Origin of the sequence: Vibrio sp. YT-15, assembly GCF_033337445.1 — a bacterium.
In the GTDB taxonomy this organism is placed as follows: domain Bacteria; phylum Pseudomonadota; class Gammaproteobacteria; order Enterobacterales; family Vibrionaceae; genus Vibrio; species Vibrio alginolyticus.
Map to the genome: position 1 here is coordinate 35375 of NZ_JAWOQR010000011.1, position 23444 is coordinate 58818.

At 45.3% G+C, this 23444-nt stretch carries 22 protein-coding genes; 13 read left to right on the forward strand and 9 right to left on the reverse strand.

Features of this window, described 5'->3' with window-relative positions; genetic code table 11:
• Window positions 1–131: 131 nt before the first annotated feature.
• The 9 genes from R7D93_RS18395 to R7D93_RS18435 all read right to left on the reverse strand — a co-directional run bounded on the left by R7D93_RS18395 (window position 132) and on the right by R7D93_RS18435 (window position 11746).
• Window positions 132–944 (reverse strand): hypothetical protein, encoded by an 813-nt coding sequence (locus tag R7D93_RS18395; RefSeq protein ID WP_025766959.1) that lies wholly within the window; start codon window positions 942–944, stop codon window positions 132–134.
• A 172-nt stretch (window positions 945–1116) separates the two neighbouring features.
• Complete coding sequence (locus R7D93_RS18400; RefSeq protein ID WP_213908336.1) at window positions 1117–4101, reverse strand: M6 family metalloprotease domain-containing protein; 2985 nt, start codon at window positions 4099–4101, stop codon at window positions 1117–1119.
• A gap of 360 nt (window positions 4102–4461) precedes the next feature.
• On the reverse strand, window positions 4462–5829 hold the full coding sequence (locus R7D93_RS18405; protein ID WP_025766961.1) for a TrkH family potassium uptake protein: 1368 nt from the start codon (window positions 5827–5829) through the stop codon (window positions 4462–4464).
• Window positions 5826–6488 carry a potassium channel family protein gene (locus tag R7D93_RS18410; RefSeq protein ID WP_005388291.1) on the reverse strand — a complete coding sequence of 221 codons (663 nt, stop codon included), beginning with the start codon at window positions 6486–6488 and terminating at the stop codon, window positions 5826–5828. Before R7D93_RS18410 ends, R7D93_RS18405 begins: the two co-directional genes overlap by 4 nt.
• 253 nt (window positions 6489–6741) lie before the next feature.
• Complete coding sequence (locus tag R7D93_RS18415) at window positions 6742–7950, reverse strand: DEAD/DEAH box helicase (protein ID WP_005382264.1); 1209 nt, start codon at window positions 7948–7950, stop codon at window positions 6742–6744.
• A 99-nt stretch (window positions 7951–8049) separates the two neighbouring features.
• A complete protein-coding gene (locus R7D93_RS18420) occupies window positions 8050–8790 on the reverse strand; it encodes a transglycosylase SLT domain-containing protein (RefSeq protein ID WP_081008346.1) in 741 nt (246 codons plus the stop codon).
• A gap of 210 nt (window positions 8791–9000) precedes the next feature.
• The gene (locus R7D93_RS18425; protein WP_054865735.1) at window positions 9001–10245 is read right to left on the reverse strand and encodes an NAD(P)/FAD-dependent oxidoreductase; all 1245 of its coding nucleotides are present in this window, start codon (window positions 10243–10245) and stop codon (window positions 9001–9003) included.
• A gap of 7 nt (window positions 10246–10252) precedes the next feature.
• Window positions 10253–11320 (reverse strand): class I SAM-dependent methyltransferase, encoded by a 1068-nt coding sequence (locus R7D93_RS18430; RefSeq protein WP_053307501.1) that lies wholly within the window; start codon window positions 11318–11320, stop codon window positions 10253–10255.
• Window positions 11321–11347: 27 nt separating this feature from the next.
• Window positions 11348–11746 carry a hypothetical protein gene (locus R7D93_RS18435; protein WP_005382272.1) on the reverse strand — a complete coding sequence of 133 codons (399 nt, stop codon included), beginning with the start codon at window positions 11744–11746 and terminating at the stop codon, window positions 11348–11350.
• Between the two features lie 76 nt (window positions 11747–11822).
• Between R7D93_RS18435 and R7D93_RS18440 the strand changes: the two genes are divergently transcribed.
• From R7D93_RS18440 to R7D93_RS18500, 13 genes are read left to right on the forward strand one after another with little or no spacing between them, the layout of a single operon-like run.
• Entirely contained in the window at window positions 11823–12551 is a 729-nt protein-coding gene (locus R7D93_RS18440; RefSeq protein ID WP_054865733.1) for a beta-ketoacyl synthase chain length factor, read from the forward strand.
• Window positions 12548–13315, forward strand: a complete 768-nt coding sequence (locus R7D93_RS18445) for a lysophospholipid acyltransferase family protein (RefSeq protein WP_064353718.1) — start codon at window positions 12548–12550, stop codon at window positions 13313–13315. Before R7D93_RS18440 ends, R7D93_RS18445 begins: the two co-directional genes overlap by 4 nt.
• Window positions 13316–13328: 13 nt before the next feature.
• Complete coding sequence (locus R7D93_RS18450) at window positions 13329–13589, forward strand: phosphopantetheine-binding protein (protein WP_005382278.1); 261 nt, start codon at window positions 13329–13331, stop codon at window positions 13587–13589.
• Window positions 13590–13604: 15 nt separating this feature from the next.
• Window positions 13605–13862: an acyl carrier protein gene (locus R7D93_RS18455; RefSeq protein WP_005382279.1), complete on the forward strand. Its 258-nt coding sequence runs from the start codon at window positions 13605–13607 to the stop codon at window positions 13860–13862.
• Entirely contained in the window at window positions 13862–14422 is a 561-nt protein-coding gene (locus R7D93_RS18460; RefSeq protein WP_025766967.1) for a hypothetical protein, read from the forward strand. Before R7D93_RS18455 ends, R7D93_RS18460 begins: the two co-directional genes overlap by 1 nt.
• A 4-nt stretch (window positions 14423–14426) precedes the next feature.
• The gene (locus R7D93_RS18465; RefSeq protein ID WP_225497045.1) at window positions 14427–15827 is read left to right on the forward strand and encodes an AMP-binding protein; all 1401 of its coding nucleotides are present in this window, start codon (window positions 14427–14429) and stop codon (window positions 15825–15827) included.
• Between the two features lie 10 nt (window positions 15828–15837).
• Entirely contained in the window at window positions 15838–16206 is a 369-nt protein-coding gene (locus tag R7D93_RS18470) for a 3-hydroxyacyl-ACP dehydratase (protein WP_017634794.1), read from the forward strand.
• Window positions 16199–17905, forward strand: coding sequence for a glycosyltransferase family 2 protein (locus R7D93_RS18475; protein ID WP_225497043.1), 1707 nt, complete (start codon window positions 16199–16201; stop codon window positions 17903–17905). Before R7D93_RS18470 ends, R7D93_RS18475 begins: the two co-directional genes overlap by 8 nt.
• The gene (gene hutH, locus R7D93_RS18480; RefSeq protein ID WP_053815764.1) at window positions 17889–19442 is read left to right on the forward strand and encodes an HAL/PAL/TAL family ammonia-lyase; all 1554 of its coding nucleotides are present in this window, start codon (window positions 17889–17891) and stop codon (window positions 19440–19442) included. Before R7D93_RS18475 ends, hutH begins: the two co-directional genes overlap by 17 nt.
• The gene (locus R7D93_RS18485) at window positions 19442–19888 is read left to right on the forward strand and encodes an acyl-CoA thioesterase (RefSeq protein WP_042523992.1); all 447 of its coding nucleotides are present in this window, start codon (window positions 19442–19444) and stop codon (window positions 19886–19888) included. Before hutH ends, R7D93_RS18485 begins: the two co-directional genes overlap by 1 nt.
• Window positions 19888–20508 carry a LolA family protein gene (locus tag R7D93_RS18490; protein WP_017819935.1) on the forward strand — a complete coding sequence of 207 codons (621 nt, stop codon included), beginning with the start codon at window positions 19888–19890 and terminating at the stop codon, window positions 20506–20508. The genes R7D93_RS18485 and R7D93_RS18490 overlap by 1 nt, the downstream gene beginning before the upstream one ends.
• Window positions 20480–22822: an MMPL family transporter gene (locus tag R7D93_RS18495; protein WP_225497041.1), complete on the forward strand. Its 2343-nt coding sequence runs from the start codon at window positions 20480–20482 to the stop codon at window positions 22820–22822. The genes R7D93_RS18490 and R7D93_RS18495 overlap by 29 nt, the downstream gene beginning before the upstream one ends.
• Complete coding sequence (locus R7D93_RS18500) at window positions 22819–23430, forward strand: DUF3261 domain-containing protein (protein WP_225497039.1); 612 nt, start codon at window positions 22819–22821, stop codon at window positions 23428–23430. The genes R7D93_RS18495 and R7D93_RS18500 overlap by 4 nt, the downstream gene beginning before the upstream one ends.
• Window positions 23431–23444: the final 14 nt, after the last annotated feature.

Below are 23444 nucleotides of genomic sequence, written 5' to 3' on the forward strand. Positions count from 1 at the left end.
GAATGTCCCTGTCATTCAGCCATGAAATTGGCATGGGTATTTTGCGTGAATAACGCGAAGGCGGCAGGAAGGTATCAACCTGCCGCAGACCATCTCCTAAACGGAGGTAGCATGTAAAAACGATCAAAGGGTTAAGCGGAAAATTCTTCACCCTTTTTTGGTGGCTGTGATGTCGTATCAAAACGAGCGCGTTCGATATCCACTACCGTTTTATAGCTCAACGATAACAATGCCAGCTGGTACGCGCCAAAAATACCATAGGCCACACCGACGAGGCTCAACATAAAGAGATTCGTAAAGTGGCTAAAGATCAGCTGACTGAGCAAGCCCGCACCCAATGGAATTAGTCCCATCAAAATGAATACTTGTTTGTTGTATGCTCTGCTCTGGTTCCACGAACGACGCAAACTGCGCGGTTGATGATCCATTGCAGTCGCTGGCAACACAAATGACCATCGCGCCATTACCCAATAGCCAGGAATGCTTGCAATCGTTGTGATAATAGCCATAGCAACAAAGTCGGCTTCACCACTTTCTGCAATGTAGATAAACGACAACACAAAGATCGGGATACCAATAACGAGCATCATCATCAGTCCAAACAGTATCCACCAGCCTATGAAACGGAATTCTCGAGCTGACAAACGAAATACATCCAACGCAGAGTGCATGTAATCGCCGGCTAAATAAATTCGATGCACACGCACAGCCGCCATAGCGGCAACAAGTGGGTACAAAATAATTGTGACGAAATAAAATCCTGCGACATTGCCTTCTTGAACGTTCGCTTGATCTTTCCCCGTCATTTCAGGATACATAAAAGCAAAAATTGAGTGCACGATAATCAACGGAATACAAGCAATAACAATTGCGAGTAGATTCCTTCTGACCATCACTGCCGCTTCTCGGCATATTTCCGAAACAGAAAAGGCCTCGGTAGACATATAACATCCTTAGTTCATAAAAATCGGCCCCTAGGGTAACCGCAGAGTAGAAAAATCGCTTTAAAAATAATGAGAAACACATCTCATAAGACAATGAGAACGAAACCAAAATAGATCAGATAAAAAATAAGCCACTCAATGTGAGTGGCTTATACCGCAATTCAATACCGTTTTAGACGCGACGTCGCCAGCCTAATGTTGCAAGTAACATCAAAGCCCAATAAGAAACACTGCCGCTACCTTCAGAGTTCTTGAATGTCGTTGTCTTCAAAGAAGCAACAACCGTCACGATAACTTCCCCCGTAGCAGTGGCACCATGACCATCTGAAACCGTATATTGCAGCTTGATGCCGTCAGTAGGGCTATCCGGTGCTTGAAAACGGATTTTGCCATTCTCTACACTCGCACTTCCCACACCCGTTACGTTCTGTACGCTTTCTACAACCAGTTTATCGCCGTTCACATCCGAATCATTGCTCGCTGCATCAATCAGAATACTTTCACCAACGACAACGGTCGCCGTATCTGCAAGCGTAACTGGCGCTGCGTTTTTCATGGTTAAATCGACGGTAGCACTGGACGTTTCATTACTAGGGTCAGTCACGGTTAAACGGAATGTCAGAACCTCACCCGCTTTTGCACCTTGAGGCACCGTAAAGCTTGTGCTAACACTGATTGCATTGCCAAGAGAAACTGAAGTGCCAGCCAACTGCTCCCATTTATAACTCAACACATCACCATCAGCATCCGTACTATTTAACGCAGACAACGTGACTCGCTGCCCAACCGTCATGTCTTTATTATCAACATCAATCACGGCCACTGGCGCTTCATTGCTGCCAAGCACTTCCACCTGCACATTCACGATTGAAGATGAGTACACACCATCAACCGACAACAAACGATATTGGAAAGTGTCCAGACCAACGAAGTTAGCTTCAGGTTGGTACTGGTTGCCAGAGATGGTGCCGTGCTCAGGCTTCTGCACAATGTCCACATTGAACTGATACCCTACCGCCATGAAATCATTGTCCATCAGGTTCAGTTTGATTGGCGTATTTTTATTGGTTTGTAACGAATCAGATTTCGCTTCAACCAAGTTGCTCGCATCCACATTTAATAATGCTGCAAACGGAATATAAGAGAACCCGGCTTTTTCTAGACCAAACGTGCCAATCTCACTGTAATCACCAGTCCACATTACAGGTAGGGAGGCTTTTTCAGTTTTTAGCAAGCGGCCGAAGTCAAAGTTTGCATCAAATTGACCGCCTTCCAATTCAACGACCAATAAGTGCTGACCCGCACTCAATTGGCTTGATTGGGGGAATAAAATTCGAGATGACTTTTGGAAGTTACCTTGCTGTAAAAGCTCAGCGTTGTTTTGATTCAATATTAATCGATAGCCAATGTTTCCAGAAAATGGGAATCGCCAAACTCGATAAGTCATGTCACTTTGAGCGCTATCTCTTTGCGCATAAAGTTGAAGGCCATCAAGCTCTGTATCACTATTCAAGTCCAGTGACACCGCCAGAGTGTTACTCCCACTCGCGTACACATAACCTTGATGAAGAGAGTTCAGCCATGCTGATTTATTTGGTTCGTTTGTATGCTCAAGAGAAAAGCTACCGCCGTTGGTGTTGCTGGCAATGTTGGAAATACGAACCCCAGTATCAAACCCTGTGATCGCTCTCAGACCCGGGGTCGATGTATCTGAAATGACATCGCCACCATTAGGGTACAAATCGTCAGCGTCACTCCTACCATCATTTTCTAACTCATTCAGACCATCAGCCTGCATGATTTGAACCTGCATCGCGCCAACATCATTAAAGCGGTTCTGGACATTGACCGACGTCGCCAGGATACCTTCAGCCGCCAATGCTCGGTCGTAACCGCTAAAGGTGCGATTTTCCAAGTAAACACGTGGGCCAAACTCTTTCAAGTACGGGTCGAGATACACCAGCTTGACATCGTCGTTGTTCACAGAAATAGGCGCTGGACTTTCATGAGTTACCGTTGGTACAACAAAACCAGCAGCGTGTTTGCTCCATGCACTCATGTTCACCGGAGTGTCACCAGCGTATGAATCTCCCGGTTTCTGCGCCCATGAACCGCCACCCATCACGCCCCAAGAGCCGATCGAGGCATCACTGTTCCTTGCGTACAAATCCGGTAAGCCAAGCATTAAGTGGCCAAGCTCGTGTACGATCACGCCCAAGGTCGCTTGATGATCAACTTGATAGTCAGCGAACACACAATAGTCTGTGATCTTTTTACCATCTAGTGTGACATCATCGTGAGAGAATTTGTGCGGCCAAATAGCAGGACGGTTGAGAACCCCTGTTGAACGATCGCCCCCCGCAAAAATAAACATGACAGAGAGTTCTGACGGTTCTACGGTACCATTTTGATTGCTGTCGTAGGCCGAAAGATTAAAGTATGGATCCAGTTTTTGATAAGCCTCGGTGAAAACCGCATTCAACTTGGCGGTGCATGTCTTATCAGTAGAACTAGAGTGACAGTTAGGGTGGCTTTGTGCCACAGTCACATCTATCACACCGTCATTGGCGGTGCCGTAACTCTCAAGTGCAGGAACAACTTTGAATTTACCTTGAGAGTTTTTATCAAAGTAATCCACAACGCTTTGACCATTGGTATTAAATACGCGTTGCTCAAAATCGTGCACCATTGCTTGGTCATCAAACGAAACTTGCACAACCAATAGGGGCTGCTGCTTCACCGTTGAACTGCTCATCGCCTGGTAACCTTGCGCCGAACGCAGTAGGTTTTTTCGTGCCATCGGTTCAATGGTTTTTAGAGAAGATAATTGCGGTTTAACTTGTAAATCCGGGCGAAACCTCGCCGACTCAGGTGGCTCACTCGACTGCGTTTTCACCACACCTGTCGAGATCAATATTGGCGTGTCTGACTCGCGCTGAATCCGCGCGAAAAACCAAACGCCGTCTTCCTGAAGTAAGGCATTGCCCTGCTTATCTTCAAACCAGTGGAAATCTGCCGTTCCACGTAGAATTGCCTCACTGGAACTACCATCGCTCAACGCAATAGTATGCCAAACCGGTGATGGCGGAGTAGTTGCCATGCTCTTCCCTGCAAGAAGCGCAGTTAGCATAGCCATGGCGAGTGTGTTGAATTTCAAAGTACGACTCCATCTTTTCGATTCGTTAATTAATACCAAGCACAACAAACACAAAGTAACCCTATGGGCATAGAGTAAGACTGAGTGACTATTGACGAAGGCTGGTATCAATTCGCTCAGATAACACGACGTAGTTTGGTGTCACACTACAAAAGCGTCGGATTCCAAAACGCTGTTATGAGCGTAGCTTCTAAGAATATAAATTGAGTGAATGAATAGTATCGAAACGAAAGGAAGAAGAAATGAACTTCTACGAATTTGTAGGTAAAACTGGGCAACATTCCACATATTCTATAAATGTACGAGCACTGCTATTAATCAATGCTCGTAATGGTCGCGCGGCCATTGTTTAACGCTATATTAACCTGTAAGAACGGCGTCTTCTGGGTATTTGACCAAGGTAGGTTCAGGACGTGCCAACATGTAGGCAAGCGTGAGCGGCCCAATACGACCAATGATCATCACCACGATCATAATGTATTTACCAGGTTCAGAAAGTTCCGCAGTCAAACCGGCGGTGAGCCCCACTGTGGCAAATGCGGAAATGGTTTCAAACATAACCTTATCAAAGCTGGCCTTCTCGGTAAGCATCAATAAAAACATTGCGCTTGTCAGGATGGCTCCGCTCACAACGATAATTGCCAATGACTTAGTCACAGTTTGCCAATTTATGGTTCGCTTAAACATAACCACATGTTTCTTTTGGCGTAAAAAGGTCCACGTAGCCATAAACGCAACAGCAAATGTGGAAACTTTAATACCGCCCCCCGTTGAGGTGGAACCCGCTCCAATTAACATCAGAACAATCATGACCAGTAAGGCCGGCTGGGTAAACAACGCCAAGTCAACACTATTAAACCCTGCCGTTCGCGCACTCGCAGATTGAAAGAATGCCGCCAACCATTGCCCTGTTGCAGGTAAAGACGCCATTGTGTTTGGGTTGCTTCGCTCAAGTAACCAAAACATCATCGTTCCGACTAAGAGCAATATCGGTGTCGCAATCAGCATGATTTTGGTGTGAAGATGCAAAAAGTGGAAACCTTTGCGCCAGTTTAGCCAGATGTCACCCACAACAGTAAAACCAAGCCCGCCAAAAATGAATAGCCCCGCCAGTGTAAAGATAACCAACGGATCATTCACAAAGCTCATCATACTGTCAGAAAACAGCGCGAACCCAGCGTTGTTAAATGCAGAAATTGCATGAAACAAGGCGTAAAACATACCAGTCTGCCAGCCCATTTCAGGGACCCAGCGGATAGAGAGAAAAATAAACCCGACCGTTTCTGCAACAAGCGCGAAAACAACAATCCGCTTTACTAGTCGGTTTAGATTGACTTGCCGATCTTGCCCTAATGCTTCTTTCGCCAGCGCTTGTTGACGCAAACTCAAACGCACGCCGAACATATAGAGTAAGACCGCCGACAAAGTCATCTGCCCCAACCCACCGATTTGCATTAAAAACATCAGCAAGATTTTACCCGCAAGCGTAAAGTGTTGCCCAGTATCGACAACACCAAGCCCTGTCACACTAATAGCGGACGTTGCGGTAAACAAAGCATCCGTTATCGACAGGCCCGTAACAGAAAATACTGGCAAGGTTAGCAATACCGCAGAAGGCAGTAAAACACCGAGAAAACTGAGCAATATAATTCGCGGTTCGTTGCCTTTCGCTTTCTCTTGTTTACCATCTGGTGCGTAAAAAACACCTTTCTGATGAAAATACGTCATAGCGATTTTAATTTATTTGCGAGCGCATCTTGAGGGCCGACCACAATAATTAGGTCACCAATTTCTAGTGTGGTATTAAGGTCAGGTGCCTTGGTAATTTCTGGGCCCCGTTTAAACCCTAGCACTTGCACGCCATCGACTTTGCACAGAGCCAAATCACTTAGTGTCTTACCCATCCAACGAGAGCCAATCACAAACTCCGTCATAGCTAAGCCACTGCCTAATGGGTGGAACTCAAGAACCCGTTTATCGAGCATTTTACGCGCGACACGTATCCCCATGTCACGCTCAGGCATGATAATGTGGTCTGCGCCAATTTTTTGCAGAACACGAGCTTGGAAGCGGTCGTTGGCTTTAACCCATACTGACTTTACTCCCGCCTCTTTAGCAATCAATGTCGCAAGAATACTGGCATTGACATCCGCTCCGATGGCAATCATCACCATGTCGTAATCATCAAGTTTGAGCTCAGCAACCGTCTCTTCGTGAGTACAGTTAGCCACAACCGCCTGACTAACAAAACTGGCGGCTTCTTTAACTCTGTCTTCGTTGATGTCAACGGCTAAAACTTGAGCGCCTGAATCTTGTAACTCTTTACACACTGCCAAACCAAATCGGCCAAGACCAATAACGGCGAATTGCTTATCACCTGTTTTCATTTGTGCCCCATCTTATTATGCATTCATTAGCAAGCAAAAAAGTTTGCGCCCATTCCTTACCTTGTGCAAACCTGCGGACAGATAATTGACAAAAGCTTAACGCACCTTGATTCACTTTACGTGTTAAGCGTATGACACTGATTAACTTTTTTCCTCATTACCGAATAGAAACCGTCGCGATGGCTACTTAATTGGATGCCTTAAAACGCAAAAAGCCGCAAGAATGCGGCTTTTAGATCATGGGATAAACTGGCTATTTTGATTCGCGCTTATCGTGCGGTTTACGTTTATTCTTAGGCACGTAATTTAAAATTGAAATTGGTACTGGCTTTCTTGGCGCAAAACCTTCAATTTCCACTCGCTCTAGCAAGTGCCCTAAACGACTTTCAATCATGCAGAGGTTCTTAAAGTCGTCTTTTGAAACCAGTGATATCGCCTCACCTTTCGCGCCAGCACGACCTGTACGACCAATACGATGTACATACTCATCCGCTGGGTAAGGTAAATCGTAGTTGATGACAACTGGCAGATTATCAATATCAATACCACGCGCAGCAACGCCGGTTGCGACTAAGTACTGGATTTCACCCGCTTTAAACTTTTCTATTAATTCCTGGCGAACACGCTGATTACGGCCACTGTGGAATGCTTCTGCCACAATGCCACGTTTCTCAAGTTGGCTTACCAGTTTGGCTGCGCCGTGTTTAGTTTCAATAAATACCAGTACTTGCGACCAGTCATTTTCTTTAAGCAAGTGACTTAACAGCGACGACTTCATGTCTTTATCGACGGTCGTGATCCACTGTTTAATATTTGATTTTGAGGCACTGTGCTTTGCAATCGTGATCTCTTCAGGATCAATAATCGCATTTTTCGCCAAGTCACGAACAGGGTTAGATAACGTCGCTGAGAACAGCAAACTTTGCACATGTTCTGGCATACAGTCGACGATTTTGTCGATCGCATCGATGAATCCCATATCCAACATTTTGTCGGCTTCATCAAGCACTAGCATTTCCACTTCATCAAAGTGAATCGCGCGTTGACCGTACAGATCAATCAAGCGCCCAGGCGTGCTTACCACAATATCGACCCCCTCGATCAAGGCTTGTTTTTGTGGTGCATAATCCACACCACCAAACATCGCCATTGAGCGTAATGGTAAGTTTTTACCATAAGCTTCAATACTTTGATGAACCTGAAGCGCAAGTTCGCGTGTTGGCGTTAGGATAATCGCACGAGCGCGTTTTTTACGTTGCGTTTCGCCTCGACTAAGCTTTTCTAAGATTGGCAGAACAAAACTGGCCGTTTTACCTGTGCCCGTTTGCGCTGCTGCAATTAAATTGCGGCCACGCAATACGATTGGAATGGCTTTTTGTTGGATAGAAGTGGGTTTTTCATAACCTAGCGCTTTTACTGCATCAGCAATCGATGCGCTTAAACCAAGCTTAGAAAATGGCATAGAAAGGTCTCAACAGAGGAAATGGGCGCGTAGTGTATCAGAATCCCCGTGAAGTAACAGAAGGATTCATGCGCGAAAAACTAGGAACATGACACAATCTTAGCCCATGAAATTGGGCTGCAAACCTTTTTCTAATTTTTTCCTCACTTTGTAGGAAACATCATTAAGCGTGATTTTCCCCGTGTTGTGGCGATCGATACCTGCATTCTGTCGATAGGCAATTGAGCCTTGTCTGAACAAAACGAAAGACGGCGGTTTACCAATCGCAGCAGGGTAGAGAATGGCCATGTAAGCATCTTCTAAGCTATTAATTTTATTTCGATAGGGCCAATAGTACGCTTTCACATAGTCAAGTTGTTCAAGCGCGCTCATTCTCGCAAGAGTCTTTGTGTTCACTCCTAATGACTCTGCGGTAGAGGGCATAAATTGAATTAACCCTGTAGCCCCGCTTCCGGAACCATTTTTGATGCTTGGACTGAAAGTTTCAGCAGTTTCAAATGCCATGCACGCCATAAGATGATTAGGATTGATCTTTAGCTCTTTACTAATACGAATGACTTTAGATTTGAACTCTGGAGAAACTTTACCTCCCCACGCTACCGCGTTCTCGGGATCTGCAATCGAAGAGACCGTTGATGCGTCATGTTCTTCGACAATTTTAGAAAGTAGAGGAAGCGTTTGGCGTAGTCGATGGCTCGAACTCACCAAGCGAATTGATTTGGTAAGAAACTTGTCTTTTTTTTGGTGTAGTTTTTGGAACTTTACTAACTTATACAGTTGCTTATAAACCGTTTTCACAACGAAGCCGGATGTAGGGAACACTCCCAGAATGTAATCCATTTCCTACAAATTTAATATAAATATCAGCAACAGGAATTCTAGATGTGATCAATGTCACCATAAAAATTCTCAAATTCGATACACACCGATGTAAGTGGTCAATGTGTCTCCAACACGCTAGAAGTAAAAGTAAAGAGGCATTAAAAAGGTCTTACTAATTTTTTGGTAAGACCTAGGTTTACTGATTCTCGGATAAGCGAATGTATATTCTTACAGTTCAGCTTCCCGAACCAGTTCTGCAAGCGTCGACAAACGCTGCTCACTTTGTTTTACGTAAGGATTATTCGTATCCCAAGCATATCCAGCCAAAATCGCACTAATCATCTGTTTAATACGTGGGTTCGGGTTTTGATAGAAAATCACATCTTGCAACGTGCCGTTGTACCAGCCTTCCACATAAGTGCGGAATGTGTTCACTCCCACCATTAAGCGTTGCGAGTACTCTTCTTGCCAATCAACCTTTTCACCATTCAGCTGACGAACCACGCAGTCCGCTGCAAACTCTGCCGATTTCATGGCGATAGTGACACCCGATGAAAATACAGGATCAAGAAACTCACCAGCATTACCAAGCAACGCGTAGTGCTCTGTCGCTAAACGTTTGACGTTAGCAGAATAGCCACCCAACTCGCCTGCTGGATTCGGGTAATTCGCATTTCGCAATAAAGCAGCCAAACCCGGCTCTTCATTGGCTAACTGCTGCAACGCTGCAATCTTATCTTCTGGGTATTGTTCGAAAAATTCTGGCTCACCCACCACACCAAACGAACAAGTACCATTAGAGAATGGGATTAGCCAGTACCATACGTCGTGATTTTCAGGATGAACTGAAATTAAAATTTTGTTGCGATCGTATTCCGGCTCTTGGGGAGAGATATGATCTTCGATATGGGTAAAGATCGCTTTTCTAGGCGGAAGACAAGAAGGTTCTTCTAGCTCCAACAAGCGTGGCAAAACACGCCCAAAGCCACTTGCATCCAGCACAAAATCTGCTTCGATTTGATAAGCCTTCTTATTTGAGTCGAGCACTTCTAATCGAGACTTTTTCCCTTCAAACGCTAGGTTGAGCAGTTCATGCTGATAGCGAATCTCTACGCCTTGCTCTTCAGCGCTATCTGCCAATACTTTATCAAAGTTGGCACGTTGAACCTGAAACGTCGTGCCCGGTCCTGGCGTGTATTTGTTTGTAAAGTCGAACTGGGTGTATACACCATGACGACGAAATGCAGCACCATCTTTATACTGGAAGCCAAACTGCTTTACTGCATTGGTCATTCCTGCTTGTTCAACAACTTCCATACATGCAGGGAGTAGGCTTTCTCCTATGGAAAAACGTGGAAAAGTCGCTTTTTCTAAGACAACAACATCTATGCCACGCGATTTTAATAACGCAGAAACGGTTGAACCTGATGGCCCCGCTCCTACGACAACAACTTGCTTGAGCTCTGTTTTCATTCTGAATTTAGTTTGCTTGTAGTTTTAATAAGGTATGACCAAGGCCAATATTGTCGGTTCTTTCAACGACAGATAAACCTGCCGCTTCGACAATTTCTAAGAAATCATCACTGCGATAAAAGCGACTATTACCGTTAGCTAAACAGGTAAAATAAAGAGAAGTGGCATTAAGGCTATAGGAAGCTCCCGCGTATTTTTGAGCATCCCAAAACAGCTCCAATACGTAAATAGTATCTCCCTTCGTTAACTGGGCTTTAACTTTTTTAAGGATATTGAGGATCTCAATTGGGGAAAAGCAATCCAAGAACTGGCTCATCCACCAAACGTCAGCATGCTCCGGCAATGTTTGTGCTTTATCAAGCATGTTTGCAGGGTATGGACGTACACGCTCGACGAACTGGTTTTCTGAAACATTCTTCATCGCTACTTCTAATTGCTGCGGTAAATCAACAATCGTCACTTGAACGTCAGGGTCATGTTTACAACACTGAATCGCCCATTTTCCCGTATTTCCGCCAATATCCACAAGATGCTTTGGCTTGCTTGCAAATACCTCTTTAAGCAGAAGTGGGAACGAGCGATCCGAATAGAAATGATCGAACTTAAACCAGCTCTGTTTGGCTTGTTCTGGTAACGTCGATAGACCTTGATAGATGGTCTCCCAATTGCCCAACTCTTTCAAACCTGACGGTTTACCTTCTTGAATTGCTTCCGTCAAATGCATCATCGCGGCGTAACAAACATCTGCCGTAAAATCCATATTTGCATTCGTCATACCATCATGAAGAAGGTAAAAACCAAGGTTTGCAAGCGAATAGTTAGGTCGTTCCCATAAAACAATATGCGCACTAATCGCCATATCCAACAGTACTTTAACACCATATTCTGATACTCCCGTTTTCTCGGCAATATCTGTGGCACTCATGCCTTGTGCGCCAGCGCTGTCTAAAGCGGCTAAAATACCTAAATCTCGAAGCGTTTTGGCGGTCTGGAACACGATTGGTGCAAAAGATAACTTCTGAGCTTCTGTCTTCGCTTCAAAAGCATTAAAAGGGTCATTATTTTGATTTAACACGGAAAAACCTAACTGCAATTAATAGTTTTATTGTTGAGATTGATTGCCCAACAATGCAATAGCTCGCTGAATATCAACATTCAAGTTGTTTACCCAACGATTGTAATTGCGGTGGATTTTGCCATCACTTGCTTTGAGATTTACTGAGTTGAGATAAATAATTGAGTAATATTTATTATTGTATGGGATTTTTACTTCTGCAGAGTGTTTACGAACGTGGATTTTTGCAATAAGAACACCAGGGCTTACTTCTTCGATCGTCCAGCCTCGGTTAGTTGCTGATTGCACTATGGCCATTTTTACTTGTTTATTTTGAAGATCATAAGCAACTGGAGTATCCTCCACATTCATTACAGGTTGTACTCGTCCACAACCAACAAGAAGCAAAGTTAATAATAACGAGACATACAGCTTAAAACGCGACATGATAATTTCCTTTTTATTGTGAATTTGGGTCAACCCCAATTTGTATCGAGCTGTAAAATAAACAATTTAACCCAATATGCCAAACTCGAAGATCAACATTTCGTTCAATATTGATGCGTGGACAGCGAATTCATTCGGTTTATCCGAATCCAATGAATGGAAACAATGGGCAACAGAGATAAAATGGCCAGAAGATGGCAAAATCAATGTTGCAAATATTCCTGCGATGATGCGCAGAAGAATGAGCCCACTCAGTAAACTGGCGGTACAAACTGCAATCGAAATGCTTAATCAACATCAAGTTGATTACCTTGTATTTTCAAGCCGTCATGGTGAACTGCATCGCAGCGTCGCACTAGTTGAAGATATAATTAATGGAGAAGAGGCGTCTCCGATGGCTTTTTCTCAATCGGTGCACAATACCGCCGCAGGGCTTGCCACTATCGCAACTAAACAACCCATTCCCCTAACTTCTATCGCTGCGGCAGAAAACACATTCCAAAGCGCAATATTAGAAGCATGGCTGTTTTTGTCCGACAATCCTGACAAAAAAGTACTGCTTGTTGATTTTGATGAGCCTATGCCTGACTCTTATTTAGAATATGAAAACCAACAATACCAAGGGTTTGGACTTGGCTTAATACTTTCTCATGGAGACAATTTCGCGATACAAAGCTCCATAAACGCAGAACGTTCCGGTCATCCTCTTCCTCAAGGTTTAGTATTTTTGCAACAATACTTGTTAGATAAAAGCCAGTGGACTATTTTCGCTCCGCATCAAGCTTGGGAATGGCACAAAAAATGATTCACTTAAATCAGTATTGGCGTGTGCTAGCAACAGGCTTTTGTTTTTCAGTATTTGGGTTAGGTGGTTTAGTACTGAGCTTCATTGTTATTCCGACCATTCGTATTTTTGTTTCAGACCAAACGGAACGCGAATATAAAGTTCAGGGTGCGATTCGATATTCATTCAACACATTTTGTAAATTGATGAAGTTGAGTGGCGCAATCGATTATCAAATTATTGGTGCCGATATTCTTCAACAAGATCGTAATTGTTTAATTGTTGCCAACCACCCTAGTTTAATCGATTACGTTCTCATTGCTTCACAATTAAATCGCTGCGACTGTTTAGTAAAATCGGCAATATGGTCGAATCCTTTTATGAAGCACATCGTAAAAGCAGCCGGATATATTCCCAATGAAGCACCGGATGATTTATTAGCACTTTGTGATGAACGATTTAACAAAGGCAACGTGTTGCTTATATTTCCTGAAGGAACAAGAACAACACCAGGTGTAGAGCCGAAATTACAACGCGGTGCAGCACAAATTGCGGTAAGAACAGAACGAGATTTAAGAGTTGTCCATATTACGGTAACGCCAAGTTTCCTCACAAAAGAGAAAAAATGGTATCAAGTACCGGCAACAAAGCCCTTTTTCAGGGTTGAAGTTAAGGATAAAGTTGAGATTACCCCCTTTATAAAGCAAACTACGTCGCCGACAATAGCGGCGCGACGCTTACAACAGCACCTAGCTGAAAACATTTTTCCAGAAAACTTTTATTAATAAGCAGGTCCCAGTGGAACAGTTACACAACGACATTAAGCAACTTATTATTGATGCTTTAAACCTTGAAGATTTAACCGTAGATGATATTGAAACGGATGCACCACTTTTTGGTGATGGACTTGGCTTAGATTCTATCGACGCGCTTGAGCTTGGACTCGCAATAAAAAAACAATACAACATCGTTATTGATGCCGACGACTCAAATACGCGCGAACACTTTGCGTCTGTAGCAAATCTAGCGAAATACGTTTCTTCTCAAACTAATGAATAAGTTGTAGGTATATTCATGACTGATGTAAATAAAGATCAAGTATTTGAACAAGTTAAAGATGCGCTTGTTGAGCTGTTCGAAATTGACGCAGCCGACATTCAATCAGATGCGCACTTATACCAAGATCTCGATCTTGATAGCATTGACGCCGTTGATTTGGTCGTACACCTACAGAATGTCACTGGCAAAAAAATCAAGCCAGCAGAGTTTAGTGCAGTAAGAACCGTTGACGATGTGGTTAACGCTGTCACTGAATTATTGAAGGAAAGTTAATGCGCCAATTGCTGACTGGTCTGTCTGCAATTGTACTGTTTGCCTACCCCTTCGCCGTCTATTTCGGTATAGATAAATTTGGCTTGAACTTAGTTGGGGGCTTGTTAATTGCTGCGTTACTTTTGCGTGTTTTCGTCGCAAATAAGACCCCACTAAAAGAGTTTAAGTTCTTGGCGCTCGTTACGGGCGCTGTTGGCATTGTCCTAATTACGCTTGGCATGGTGTTTAAACAACATGGGTGGCTTCAGTTTTACCCTGTCGTTGTCAATGTATGTATGCTGTGTGTGTTTGGACTGAGCTTAAAACAGCCGCAATCGATCATAGAGAGGCTTGCTCGCTTGCAAGAACCCGACCTTCCGGCTAGTGGCGTGGCTTACACTCGCAAAGTGACGATGGTTTGGTGCGCCTTTTTTACGCTCAACGCTGCCGTTGCACTCTATACCTGTTTCCTACCAGTAAAAATATGGACGCTTTATAACGGCCTCATCAGCTACTTACTTGCTGGTGGCTTGTTCGCTGGAGAATGGATCGTGCGTCAATTTGTTCGAAAGGAACACTAATCGTATGAATACAACGTATTCGAGCTTTACCTCCCTAGCGACCTTGTTCATCGCGGAGAGGTCTGAGCAATCCCCAGTCTCTTACGATCGCGATACGGTTATCACGTGGGGTGATTTCCAACAGCACGTCGCAACACTTACTCAACAGCTAGAAACCCAACCAACGCAAAACATTGCGTTGTGTTTTGGCAACAGCTACCTGTTTGCCGTTGGCTTTTTTGCTTGTTGTTATGCAGGAAAATCCATTGTATTACCTGGTAATTACCAACCAGAAGCACTCAAAGAGCTCAGTGAGCACTACGATTTGTTGCTGCATGATGCCGATGTCTCGGCTCCAGAACTCGTGAGCTCGCTTTTGATCGAAGCTCAATCATTGCTAGAAACCACCGTGATTAGCGAGCCAGAGGCCAAACAACCTTATTTTTGGCGTGAATTAAACCTGGCAGAAATACCAGTAACGCTATTTACTTCGGGTTCAAGCGGCACACCAAAAGCCATTGCAAAAACGCTGAAACAGCTCGATATCGAAGTTGCTATTCTAGATAACCTGTGGGGCGACACGGTTGCCAGCACACGCGTTGAAAGCACCGTTTCTCATCAACACATTTACGGCTTGCTGTTCCGCGTATTGTGGCCTTTGTGCTCCGCACGTCCATTTTCAGCACACAACCTTGAGTTCCCAGAGCAAATTGTCCATCACGCTGATGCTGACACCACGCTAGTAAGCAGCCCTGCGTTACTAAAACGACTCAGTGAAGAGCACAATCCGGTTGCGATTCGGTGCGTATTTTCTTCTGGTGGTCCCTTGCCAAACCAAGCCGCGCAGCACAGCCAGTTGTTGTTTGGGTCACTTCCTGTTGAAGTTTTTGGCAGCACAGAAACCGGCGGCATCGCTTACCGTCAGCAGCACGAAGCCAGTACTCCCTGGACGTTATTCCCTGGTATTGAAGCCGAGCTTAACCATGAAAATTGTTTAAAGCTCCGCTCGCCACACATTGATGAAAACACTTGGTACCAAACTGCGGATGAATGCTATTTCCATGATAGTATTTCTTTTGAATTGCGTGGACGCACTGACCGAATCGTCAAAGTCGAAGAAAAGCGTATTTCCCTTGTCGAAGTGGAAAAACGTTTAGAGCAATTGCCGTGGGTTCAAGAAAGCGTGGTGATCCCAATGGAAGAATCTGGTCGCCTCACGTTAGTCTCGATCATCGTACTTAACGATCAAGGCAGCGATGTGCTTAATGAACTTGGTAAAGGCAAATTTTGGCTTGAGCTTCGCAAGGCACTGCGCAATTGGCTAGAACCGATCGCTATCCCGAGAAAATTCCGAGTGGTCGACGAAATTCCATTGAACAGCCAAGGCAAACGCCAAGTTGCTGAAATTGAAAAACTATTCCAATAAAACTAGTAACATGGAAAAAAGAAAACCAACTATTCAGAATATTGAAGTGAGTGACCATACCGCGGAGCTGTCGCTGCGTGTGGATGCTGACATCTTAGATTTCCAAGGTCATTTCAATCACTTCCCTCTTTTACCCGGCGTCACTCAAATTGATTGGGCGCTGTTCTACGCCGTTCAATATTTGAATACTCCCAAGGTATTTAAAGGAATGGAAGTCATCAAATTTCAAGAGCCGATTCTGCCAAACGCCGACGTTTGCCTCTCACTATCTTGGGACAATGAGCGCGAGAAATTGACCTTTAAGTACACATCGACAAACGGTGAAACCTTGGTGACTCACTCGTCAGGAAAAATGAAACTGGGTGAGTCACGTGAGTGATTATCGCCCCTGCTTTTTAATTCCTTGCTACAACCACGGCAGCACAATTGCAGACGTGGTTGCGTCGTTATCCTCTTTCGCTTTGCCAGTGCTGGCCGTTGACGACGGCAGCAATGAAGACACCAAACAAGCGCTTTCTGCTTTGAGCAAGCAAGGACTGATAAAACTGATTAGTTTGAGAGAAAACCAAGGCAAAGGTGGCGCTGTGATGGCAGGCCTACATCAAGCTCACCAACTTGGTTTTACGCACGCCATTCAAATCGACGCAGACGGTCAACACGACCTAGAAGCATTGCCGAAATTGCTCAGCGCCAGCGAAACAAAACCAGATAACCTGATTTCGGGCCAACCGATATACGACGAGAGCGTACCTAAATCCCGTTTGTATGGTCGCTACGCTACGCACGTGTGGGTGTGGATAGAAACCTTGTCACTATCTATCAAAGACAGCATGTGCGGTTTTCGCGCCTACCCAGTGGCGAAAACGGTCGCCGTGTTGAACAAGTACAGCATCGGCAAACGCATGGATTTTGATATCGAAATTCTAGTGCGAATGTATTGGGAAGGCGTCGACATTGATTTTGTTCCAACGCGCGTGATCTACCCTGAAGGTGGCATTTCCCACTTCGACGCATTGTGGGACAACGTCAAGATAAGCTGGATGCACACTCGCCTATTTTTTGGCATGTTGCCGCGCATTCCTTCGCTACTCGCCAGAAAGCGCCAAAACACAGATGACAGTAATGCCCACTGGTCGAAACGAAAAGAACAAGGCACGATTTTAGGCATCAAAACCTTACTCGCGGTTTACCGCTTGTTCGGCAGAAAAGCGTTTGACCTGATTTTAAAATTAGTCATGCGCTACTACCACTTCACGGGTAAATCTGCCCGTGAAGCGTCTGAGGTTTACCTGAACAACTTACAGCACTACGCAGCGCAGCAGAACATCGCACTGCCAAAGCAGTTGGACAGCTATCATCATCTGCTTTCCTTTGGGCGTACCATGCTCGACAAACTGGCAGCATGGCAAGGTGACTTTAACGTCGATAACCTAACCATTCACGGCCAGCATCATTTCGAAGAGATGGCGCAGAAAAAACAAGGCGTACTCATTTTAGGCTCGCACCTTGGCAATATCGAACTCTGCCGTGCGCTTGGTCGTCGACACTCTCATGTCAAAATCAATGCCTTGGTATTTACCCAACACGCTGAACAATTTAATGCGGTAATGAAGGCGGTAAACCCAAATTCGGAACTGAATCTGATTCAAGTCAGCTCAATGGGACCAGACACCGCGATTCTGCTTCAACAAAAAATCGAGCAAGGCGAATGGGTGGTGATCGTTGGCGATCGCACTTCCACCAGCAAAGAAAATCGTGTCGTTTGGGCAGATTTTCTTGGTAAACCTGCACCATTCCCGCAAGGCCCATTCATGCTAGCCTCGGTATTAAAAGCGCCGGTTTACTTACTCTTCGGCCTACGCGACGATGAAGCGAACACTCCGCATTTTAATGTGTACTTTGAACACTTTAGTGACCAAGTCACGCTACCACGCAAGGAGCGTCAGCAGGCACTAGAACGCGTTGTTCAACAGTACGCACAAAGATTAGAACACCACACACTGCAAGCACCGTTACAGTGGTACAACTTTTTTAACTTCTGGACTTTAAGTAATCAGCCACATGACAAACAACAATAATCACAACATCACTTTTGGTGCCCAATCTTTAACCATCGAAGATGTCGTTGCCATTGCTCAAGGTGCAAAGGCAAACATGAACACCTCGCCAGAATTTACCGCGAAAATTGATCGTGGCGTGGCGTTTCTGGAACGATTACTGAAAGAAGAAGGCGTTATTTACGGCGTGACTACGGGTTACGGCGATTCATGTACTGTAGCGATTCCACCCGCTCTTGTGGATGAACTTCCGTTGCACCTTACGCGCTTCCATGGCTGTGGCTTAGGTCAAATCCTTTCTCATGAGCAAGCTCGTGCGGTGCTGGCAACACGTTTATGTTCATTGTCGCAAGGCGTATCTGGCGTGTCTCACGATCTGTTGAACCAAATCGTTACGCTTATCAACCACGACATTGCGCCACGTATTCCACAAGAGGGCTCGGTGGGCGCAAGTGGCGATTTAACGCCTCTGTCTTACCTAGCGGCGACCTTAATTGGCGAACGTGAAGTGCTTTACAAAGGTGATGTGCGACCAACACAAGAAGTGTTTGCAGAGCTGGGCATTGAGCCAATTCGCCTAAAACCAAAAGAAGGTTTGGCGTTAATGAACGGTACATCCGTGATGACGGCCCTCGCCTGTCTTGCCTACAAACGCGCAGAATACCTAGCTCAGCTTTGCACCAAGATTACCGCAATGGTCTCTGTGGGTATGCAAGGTAACGATTTCCACTTTGATGAAGCGTTGTTTGCGGTAAAACCTCATCCTGGTCAACAGCAAGTTGCGGCTTGGCTGCGTGATGATCTCAATGCTGAACGTCCGCCACGCAATAGCGACCGACTGCAAGATCGCTACTCGCTGCGTTGCGCACCACACGTAATTGGCATGGTGCAAGACTCACTGCCTTGGCTACGTCAATTGATTGAGAATGAACTAAATAGTGCCAACGACAATCCAATTATCGATGGCGACAACGAGCGCGTTCTGCACGGCGGTCACTTCTACGGTGGTCATATCGCAATGGCGATGGATACGTTGAAAGTGAACATTGCCAACTTAGCTGATTTGCTGGATCGTCAGATGGCGCAATTGATGGATTACAAGTTCAATAACGGCCTGCCGTTTAACTTAACCGGTGCAGAAGGCGAACGTAAACCGATCAACCACGGCTTTAAAGCGGTTCAGATTGGTATCTCAGCTTGGACGGCAGAAGCGTTGAAAAACACCATGCCAGCGAGCGTTTTTTCTCGCTCAACCGAATGTCACAACCAAGACAAAGTGAGCATGGGCACCATTGCGGCTCGTGATTGCTTACGCGTACTTGAGTTAACAGAGCAAGTTGCTGCGGCTTCACTCCTAGCAAGCGTTCAAGCGGTTGAGATTCGTCGCCGTCATAACGAATTGGACGAACACCACATGAGTCAGAGTTTGCGAGTAATTCGTGACGCAGTACTGAACGAGTTTGAATTTGTGATTGAAGATCGCCCATTGGAACAAGATTTGCGCCATTTCATTGAACGCATTCAGCAACGTCATTGGCCACTCTACGCGGAGGTATAATGCAAGAGCAGGTTCTCTACCCATTAGAAGCGGAGGTGACTATGGTCACCTCATTCCAAGATGCTGACCCGATGGGCGTGATTTATCACGGCAACTTCTTTCGATATTTTGAAGAAGCGCGTCGTGTGCTGATGGAAAAGATCCAATACAGCTATCGCGATATGCAAGACTCTGGGTACATGTGGCCGATCATCGACACGCGCGTTAAATACGTGAAGGCGATTCCGTTTAATCACACCATTCGCATTACCGCGCAACTCACTGAGTGGGAAAACCGCTTACGTGTGGATTACGTGATTTACGACGCCGAAACGAATCAACGTATGTGCAAAGCGCATACAACGCAAGTCGCCGTATCCATTGAAAAGCAAGAGATGTGCTTTGTTTCTCCAGCAATCTTTTTAGATAAAGTAGAGCAATGGCACAACCATGGGAGTCTGGACTAATGCAAAAGTGGTTACTCTCTTTTTTGCTGATATTTTCTGTTCCAGCACTGGCCACACCGACAGCAAATGTAACGGATTTGGCATCGCTTCAACAGCAGTTGTCTCAGCATGAAATCGTACGCGGAGATTTTACGCAGCAGCGTCATCTGGAAATGTTTAGTCAACCTTTAACCTCTAAAGGTCAGTTCACACTGAGCAAAACACATGGCTTGTTGTGGCAACAAACAGAACCTTTCGCAGTCAATTTGGTATTGACGGAAAACAAACTTCGTCAGACTTTTGCCGACCAAGCACCGAAAACGATCTCTGCACAAGAAAACCCAATGGCGTTCTACTTTAGTCATGTGTTTTTATCCGTGTTCCACGGGGATACTTCTGCACTGCAAGAACAATTCACACTCGATTTTTCAGTTGAGAACAATCAGTGGCAGCTCGTTTTAGTGCCCAAACAGTCGCCATTAAATGCGGTGTTTAAAGCCATCACTCTTTCCGGTAAAACGCACATTGATCGCCTAACCCTGCAAGAGCTGCGTGGCGATAAGACCGAAATCACGTTTACAAACCAGACCTCTCTACCTCAGGAACTCACGGATGCCGAAGACGCTCAATTCCGTTTCTAAACTCAGTCTCGGCACTCACACCTTTGCTCTGGTTTGGCTCAATCTCGTTGTTTTAGCGGGCGCGTTGCTACTCAAACAATGGGTTTGGAGTGCAGAATCTCCGATTGAGACCAACATTTTAAAACTGTTGCCGAAGAACCAACAAAACCCGGTGGCTGAGCAAGCCTTTGAGTCGGTCTCGGCAAGTATGAGCGACAAAGTCATTTTCGTGATCACAGCGCCGGGCAAAAATACCCTTTTTGCAGCGGCCGCTGAATTTGATAAGGGGTTACGCCAAAGTAATCATTTTCGCGATGTGGTGGGAAAAATCTCACCTCAAGAACAGCAAGCTTGGGCGAGTTACTACTTTAAGCACCGCTTCCAATTACTGACGCCTGAACAACGAGAGCGTTTAAGCCAAAATCCAGAACAGCAAGTACAGCATGTGATTCAGTCGCTGTACAACCCGTTCTCTGGAGTGACCGGGCAAGAGTTACAAAATGACCCTTTCTTGCTATTCCGTGATTATTTAAGCCAAGTTACCCAGCAATCGTCCTCTTTCCGATTGGATAACGGCTATCTGTCCGTCGAAAAAGACGGTGCTCAATACTTGCTTATTACTGCCGAGCTAAAAGAGTCGCCTTATAGCCTAACTGGGCAGCTTGCAGTCCCTGATATTCAAGCGCTAGAACAAAGCGTCGCGCAGAAATATGGCGCTGAAGTCGCACATACTGGCGTTCTATTTTACGCCGACTTTGGTACGCAAAGTGCAAAATCGGAGATCAGCACCATCGGTGTGTTCTCTCTGCTCGGTATCATTGCATTGTTCGTGTTGGTCTTTCGTAGTGTGATGCCTCTGTCTCTCGCACTGCTTTCCATCACCATTGGTTTGCTCGTTGCGTTGTCCGTTACGACGTGGATTTTTGGAAAAGTCCATCTGTTCAGCTTAGTGTTTGGCGCAAGTTTAATCGGCGTGTCTATCGACTACGCATTCCACTACCTAACCGAGCGCCTTGCGGCGGGAAATGAATGGGATAGCGAGCAAGGGTTAAAGCATATTTTCATAGCTATCACACTTGGCTTAATCACCAGTTTGATCGGCTATTTGGGCATGTTAGTGGCACCGTTTCCTGGTTTGCAGCAGCTTGCGCTGTTTTCATCCATTGGTCTGATTGCCGCTTACATCACAGTGGTAGCTTGGTATCCGATACTGGCTCATAACCCATCGCGCACCATTTCGACTTTACCGGGACAATCACTGTTGGCGAAATGGTTAACGCTTTGGAATCAACCTCGAATTAAAGTCGGATTACCGATGTTATGTGTGGTTGCGAGTGGCTTTTTCTTGCTGCAATTGAACTACGATGACGACATTCGTCTGCTGCAAACGATGCCGAAAGATCTCAAGCAGCAAGAAACCTTAATTACGACGCTTAGTGGCATGCAATCTTCGCAGCAAATGTTGGTCGTTACCGCCGACGATGACGAAAACCTAATGAAAAAGCTGGAGTCTTTGACGCCAACATTAGAAGCGTGGAAAGCGGACAGCACCATCGAAAGCTACCAAAGTCTGAGCCGCTACTTGAGCTCGGTGGAGCGTCAGCAACAAGACTATCAATTGATTCGCGATCTTTACGCGACACAATCCAGCCCACTAGCTTCCGGACTGAGCTTAAGTAAAAAGCCTAAAATGGACGCCGACTTTATCCCTGTCACGGTTGCTCAGTACTTGCAAAACCCAGTATCAGCGCCTGTGCGTTTTCTCCATTTGGGTAAGATCAAAGGAAAATCTGCAACGGTAGTGGTGTTAAACCAATTGCAAGACTCCGCCGTTGTTAAGGCATTTGCCAAATCGCAGTCTGATGTTGTTTATCTAAACAAAGCTGAGGAAATATCCGCCCTATTTGGTGAATACCGAATCAAAATCATGGAACTATTGGCAGCCGCCAGTGCTGTGATCTTTCTGGTATTAATCAAGCGGTACGGTCTGCAACACAGTTGGCGAGTTTTACTGCCATCATTGATTGCTTGCGCCTGCGGTCTGGCAACGGCAGTCGCGATGGGAACAACATTAAACCTATTCAACTTGCTTGGCTTGGTGCTCATTCTTGGTATCGGGATCGATTACACTCTGTTCTTTGCCGAGAAAGCCCGCAGCGTGAGCACACTATTGGCGATCACCCTTTCGGCAATAACCACTGTGCTGTCATTTGGGTTGCTATCACTCAGCCAAACTCACGCGATTCACAGTTTCGGCATTACGGTGTTAAGTGGTATTTTTGTTGCTTGGCTGCTCTCTCCGATTGCGATTAAAACAGAGGAAACGACGTCATGATTTTTAACCATGCTTTTCGCTACGCGACGTTCATCACACTGAGCCTGTTTTTAAGTGCATGCAGCTTGGTCCCTCACCAATCGACGCCTCAGGTCGACATTGACGAGCACACCCAAGTTAGCTTGCCCACTCCCGCAAGCTTGGGCTATCAGTTGTCTGCCAGTCAGTTAATTACGGCTTCTTGGGCAATAGATGGTAAAACCACATCTGAGCAACTTCCGGTACAACTGCAAGTGACCAACAACGAAGTGGTGTTGGCAGGCTTTTCATCCTGGGGGACAAGAGTACTCTCACTGTCTTACGATGGAGAACAAATTCAAACCGAAGTGCTCAACGGTTTACAAGGTTCGCTACCGCAGCCAGAACAGGTATTATTTAACTTGATGATCACGCTCTGGCCGAGTTCCGCTTGGGAAGGATCGTTAAATGAGGTAAGGTGGCGAATTATTGATAAAAATAATTCTCGCGCCATCTTTGATAGCGGCGGTGAAAAGATCATTGAGATTCAATACAGCTCTTCTAACAAGTTAGAGGGTAAGATTGATTTTCATCACCTCAAACATCAGTTTTCAATTTCTATTCAAACACTGCAACATCAGATTAACTAAGAACAATTTAGAAT

Bases quoted from the DNA above. Each gene is read 5' to 3' on its own strand.
- R7D93_RS18410 (WP_005388291.1), bottom strand. From the start codon at position 6,488: ATGAAAACAGGTGATAAGCAATTCGCCGTTATTGGTCTTGGCCGATTT.
- R7D93_RS18445 (WP_064353718.1), top strand. From the start codon at position 12,548: ATGATTCACTTAAATCAGTATTGGCGTGTGCTAGCAACAGGCTTTTGT.
- R7D93_RS18405 (WP_025766961.1), bottom strand. From the start codon at position 5,829: ATGACGTATTTTCATCAGAAAGGTGTTTTTTACGCACCAGATGGTAAA.
- R7D93_RS18490 (WP_017819935.1), top strand. From the start codon at position 19,888: ATGCAAAAGTGGTTACTCTCTTTTTTGCTGATATTTTCTGTTCCAGCA.
- R7D93_RS18425 (WP_054865735.1), bottom strand. From the start codon at position 10,245: ATGAAAACAGAGCTCAAGCAAGTTGTTGTCGTAGGAGCGGGGCCATCA.
- R7D93_RS18485 (WP_042523992.1), top strand. From the start codon at position 19,442: ATGCAAGAGCAGGTTCTCTACCCATTAGAAGCGGAGGTGACTATGGTC.
- R7D93_RS18495 (WP_225497041.1), top strand. From the start codon at position 20,480: ATGCCGAAGACGCTCAATTCCGTTTCTAAACTCAGTCTCGGCACTCAC.
- R7D93_RS18460 (WP_025766967.1), top strand. From the start codon at position 13,862: ATGCGCCAATTGCTGACTGGTCTGTCTGCAATTGTACTGTTTGCCTAC.
- R7D93_RS18420 (WP_081008346.1), bottom strand. From the start codon at position 8,790: ATGGATTACATTCTGGGAGTGTTCCCTACATCCGGCTTCGTTGTGAAA.
- R7D93_RS18500 (WP_225497039.1), top strand. From the start codon at position 22,819: ATGATTTTTAACCATGCTTTTCGCTACGCGACGTTCATCACACTGAGC.
- R7D93_RS18440 (WP_054865733.1), top strand. From the start codon at position 11,823: ATGCCAAACTCGAAGATCAACATTTCGTTCAATATTGATGCGTGGACA.
- hutH (WP_053815764.1), top strand. From the start codon at position 17,889: ATGACAAACAACAATAATCACAACATCACTTTTGGTGCCCAATCTTTA.
- R7D93_RS18470 (WP_017634794.1), top strand. From the start codon at position 15,838: ATGGAAAAAAGAAAACCAACTATTCAGAATATTGAAGTGAGTGACCAT.
- R7D93_RS18435 (WP_005382272.1), bottom strand. From the start codon at position 11,746: ATGTCGCGTTTTAAGCTGTATGTCTCGTTATTATTAACTTTGCTTCTT.
- R7D93_RS18415 (WP_005382264.1), bottom strand. From the start codon at position 7,950: ATGCCATTTTCTAAGCTTGGTTTAAGCGCATCGATTGCTGATGCAGTA.
- R7D93_RS18455 (WP_005382279.1), top strand. From the start codon at position 13,605: ATGACTGATGTAAATAAAGATCAAGTATTTGAACAAGTTAAAGATGCG.
- R7D93_RS18465 (WP_225497045.1), top strand. From the start codon at position 14,427: ATGAATACAACGTATTCGAGCTTTACCTCCCTAGCGACCTTGTTCATC.
- R7D93_RS18395 (WP_025766959.1), bottom strand. From the start codon at position 944: ATGTCTACCGAGGCCTTTTCTGTTTCGGAAATATGCCGAGAAGCGGCA.